General features: G+C 69.2%; 4 protein-coding genes. 3 read left to right on the top strand and 1 reads right to left on the bottom strand.

Going from position 1 to position 3,609, the window contains the following annotated elements; translation table 11 throughout:
• Together ACFYWI_RS38320 and ACFYWI_RS38315 are read left to right on the top strand one after the other, a co-directional pair.
• Positions 1-75 (top strand): adenosylhomocysteinase (locus ACFYWI_RS38320; RefSeq protein WP_389232602.1); only part of this gene is annotated, 75 nt, incomplete at its 5' end.
• Positions 76-287: 212 nt separating this feature from the next.
• Entirely contained in the window at positions 288-902 is a 615-nt protein-coding gene (locus tag ACFYWI_RS38315) for a hypothetical protein (RefSeq protein ID WP_389240783.1), read from the top strand.
• A 30-nt stretch (positions 903-932) separates the two neighbouring features.
• Here the strand turns inward: ACFYWI_RS38315 and ACFYWI_RS38310 are convergent, their stop codons facing one another.
• The gene (locus ACFYWI_RS38310; protein WP_389240781.1) at positions 933-1,991 is read right to left on the bottom strand and encodes an RDD family protein; all 1,059 of its coding nucleotides are present in this window, start codon (positions 1,989-1,991) and stop codon (positions 933-935) included.
• Positions 1,992-2,115: 124 nt separating this feature from the next.
• Between ACFYWI_RS38310 and ACFYWI_RS38305 the strand changes: the two genes are divergently transcribed.
• Positions 2,116-3,123 carry a stage II sporulation protein M gene (locus ACFYWI_RS38305; protein ID WP_389240779.1) on the top strand — a complete coding sequence of 336 codons (1,008 nt, stop codon included), beginning with the start codon at positions 2,116-2,118 and terminating at the stop codon, positions 3,121-3,123.
• Positions 3,124-3,609 lie beyond the last annotated feature (486 nt).

Here is a 3,609-nt window from a genome sequence, read left to right as displayed (position 1 = left end):
CTGCGCCCGGAGCAGGCGGCGTACATCGGTGTCGACGTCGAGGGCCCGTACAAGCCCGACCACTACCGCTACTGACCCACCGCCGCCGATCCACCACGGATCAGCGGCAGATCAGCACACGATCGCCCCGGACCTGCTGCTGACGCGCTCAGCGGCAGGCACCCATCGGTACCAGGCAGGCCCCCGCACCCCCGTGTCGGGGGCCTGCCCCGTACCCTCCTCGCACGGCTCCGGCCAGGACGTCTCCCCGTCCCCGGGCCTCACCGCACAAGGACGCCAACGCCCCCATGCCCCGCGGCCGTTATTCGCTCCACGATCCGCACGATCGCACCCCCCTCGGCGACGAACACTTCCAATGCGCCCCCGGCCCCTCCGGCTGGCGTTACGTCTCCAGGATCATCACTCCCTCCGGCGATCAATCCGGCTCTGTCGATCTGGCCCTCGACGAGCTCGGCCGCCCCATCCGTCTCGAACTGCACGCAGCGGACTGGCAGGTGCGCGGCGCCGCCCTGGAGGGCGTCACCTGGGTCCGCACCGACCCGACAGGCACCCATGCCACGGAAGGCAATGTCCGCGCCCATGCCTTCACCGGCACCTCCCCCGCCTTCCTTGTAGCCACTGCCCGTCTGCTGCGCCTCACCCCCCATGCCCCGGCGACCCGGGTGCGCCTGGTCGCCTTCACGGACCCGGTCCTCGCCCCCCGCACGCTCGACCAGTCCTGGGCCCTGGTGAAGAGTGAAGCGCACGCCACTGACAACGGCCTTCTGACGGTGGATGAATACCAGGTCAGCGCCCTGGACACGGGGGAGCGGCACACCGTCCACATCGCCGGGGACGTGGTCCTCGCGGCACCGGGCATCGAACTCGAGGAGCTCGAGTCCCCGCCGTCGGTGTTCTCCTGATCCCTGGACCCGTTGATCCCTCAGAACCCGTTACGCGGGTGGTGCGAACCCCGTGGCAGCGGCCGCCGTCGGCCCCTCGTCATCACTGACCTTCGCCCCGGCGGCCCCTGCACTCGCCGCCGTCCCGGCCGTGCCGGTCGTCCCGGCCACGACCGGCGTCGTCGAACCGGTCTGCGCCCCCGCAGCCGAGCCCGGTGCCGCCCATCCGGCAGCCACACCCGCCGGCCCCGTTCCGCCCCCGACTCCCGTCCCCGCCGCGAGCGCCGTCCCTGGTCCGGCAACCGGTGCCCCCGCGGTCTCCGCCCCGGCGGCCGGGCCTCCGGGCCCGGCCGCGCCACCGGCGCGGAATGCCCGCCGGGCATCACGCGCCTGCCGTTCGTTCACCACCGCCGCGAGATACGCGGCCGGCGGCACCCGCTCCGGAACCGGCGCCCCCGTACGCGCCGCCAGATCCTCTGCCAACCGCTGCGCCATCGACCAGCTCACGGCCCGGTCCAGCTGCCGCATCCGTGTCAGGTACTGACGTATCGCAAGCCACAGATCGTCGGGCACACGCGACAGATCGAGCTGGGCGAACCGCCCGACGAGCCAGGGTGGCGGCAGGGGCACTCCCATCGCGCCGCGCGCCGCAGGCACCCGCTCGCGCACCACCAGCGTTCCGGCGAACACATCACCGATGCGCCGCCCCCGCGCCGAGACGAGTGACGCGATGCAGGCGATGATCCCGAACGTCATCAGGATCTCGACCATCCCCACGGCTCCCCGGACCAGCGCATGCCGGAACCGGATCGGCCCGCCGTCGTCCCGCACCACACGCAGTCCACAGGCAAGCTTTCCGAGCGAGCGCCCATGACTGAGCGTCTCCACGGCGATCGGCGCCCCTACGAGCACCAGCAGGAACGTCGCGATCGAAACGGCCATCACCGCGGCCTCGTCCAACGACGCCGTTGCCACCGCGAGCCCGATGGATATGAAGAGGTACGCCGCCCCCACCACCACAAGATCGATCACGAGGGCGAGCGCCCGGCTCGGCAGCCTCGCCGGCTGCAGGCCGAGTACGACCGCGTCCCCCGTCACAAGCCCACTCACTGCTGCCGCCCTTCGGTTCTGTCGACCTTCCCTGCCCCGCGATTCCTCAGTCTGCCAAGCTGACCCGCAGCGCGCCGCAGTAGTACGGACCGTACGCACCCAGTGCCTGGAGCAGCAGCCGAACATGGACCTCGATGTCTTCGTGACCGCCCACCGTGCCGAGTGGGACCGCCTGGACCACCTCATGCGTCGAGGCCGCCACCTCAGCGGGGCCGAGGCCGACGAACTGGTCGCCCTGTACCAACGCACTGCCACCCATCTGTCCCTCATCCAGTCCAGCGCCCCCGACCCCACGCTGACTGCAAGGCTCACCCAGTTGGTGGCACGGGCGCGTGCCGTCGTCACCGGCACCCGACGGGCCGGCTGGCGCGACGTCGTCCACTTTCTCACCGCCGGCTTCCCCGCGGCCGTGTACCGGTCCCGCCACTGGTGGATACCGACCGCGGTCCTCTCCACCGTTCTGGCCGCGATCATCGGCTGGTGGATCGGTACCCATCCGGAGGTGCAGGCGGCGATCGGCGCCCCGGAGGACCTGCGTCGGATGACCGAGCCCGGCGGTGAGTACGAGACCTACTACTCGAGCCATCCGGCAGCCTCGTTCGCGGCCCAGGTCTGGACGAACAACGCGCAGGCCGCTGCCATGTGCCTCACGCTGGGCGCGTTCCTGTGCCTCCCGGTCATCTGGATCCTCTTCCTCAATGTCCTCAACCTGGGCGTCGGCATCGGCCTGATGTCCTCTGCCGGACGCCTCGACGTGTTCCTGGGCCTGGTCCTCCCGCACGGCCTCCTCGAACTCACGGCCGTCTTCGTCGCCGCCGGCACGGGCCTGCGCCTCGGGTGGACGGTCATCGACCCCGGCCCACAGACCCGCCGTACGGCCCTCGCCCAGCAGGGGCGGGCGGCCATCGGCATGGCCATCGGCCTGGCGCTCGTCCTCTTCGTCGCGGGCGTGATCGAGGGCTTCGTGACCCCTTCGGGCCTGCCAACCTGGGGGCGCATCACCATTGGCATCGTTGCTGAACTGGCGTTTCTTGCCTACGTCTACATCCTGGGCGGGAGGGCGGCCCGCGCTGGTGAGACGGGCGACGTGGACGAGGCCGATCGCAGTGCGGAGCTCCCGGCCGCCGCCTGATGTGCAGGGGACCGCTGTGACCTGCTACTGTCCTCTTCGCCCACAAACCCATTGACATGGTGCGCGTGGGGAGGTAGATTCAAACGGTTGGCCCGAACTGGACATGTTCGGGCGTGAACGTTTAGAATCTCTCTCGCTCTCACCGGAAATCGATTTCCGTGGAGCCTCTTCCGACCTCTTATTCGAATCACGAAGCCGATTCGTTCGGCCGAAATGTTTCTGATAAAGTCGGACTCGCCGGAAAGGGAAACGCGAAAGCGGAGAACTGGAAAGCGCAGTAACAAATCTCCTGCCTGGCAGGGGACCCGCCGACCGGGAATCGGACACGAAAGAGTCTGATAGAGTCGGAAACGCAAGACCGAAGGGAAGCGCCCGGAGGAAAGCCCCAGAGAGTGTTCTGCGGGTGAGTACAAAGGAAGCGTCCGTTCCTTGAGAACTCAACAGCGTGCCAAAAGTCAACGCCAGATATGTTGATACCCCGTCCAT

Origin of the sequence: Streptomyces sp. NPDC002889 (assembly GCF_042888425.1) — a bacterium.
Taxonomy (GTDB): Bacteria; Actinomycetota; Actinomycetes; order Streptomycetales; family Streptomycetaceae; genus Streptomyces.
Note: the sequence above shows the minus strand (reverse complement) of the source record. Positions and strands in the feature narration are given on the sequence as shown.

Excerpts from the sequence above, each read along its gene's own strand:
- ACFYWI_RS38315 (WP_389240783.1), top strand. The coding sequence starts at position 288 with ATGCCCCGCGGCCGTTATTCGCTCCACGATCCGCACGATCGCACCCCC.
- ACFYWI_RS38305 (WP_389240779.1), top strand. The coding sequence starts at position 2,116 with ATGGACCTCGATGTCTTCGTGACCGCCCACCGTGCCGAGTGGGACCGC.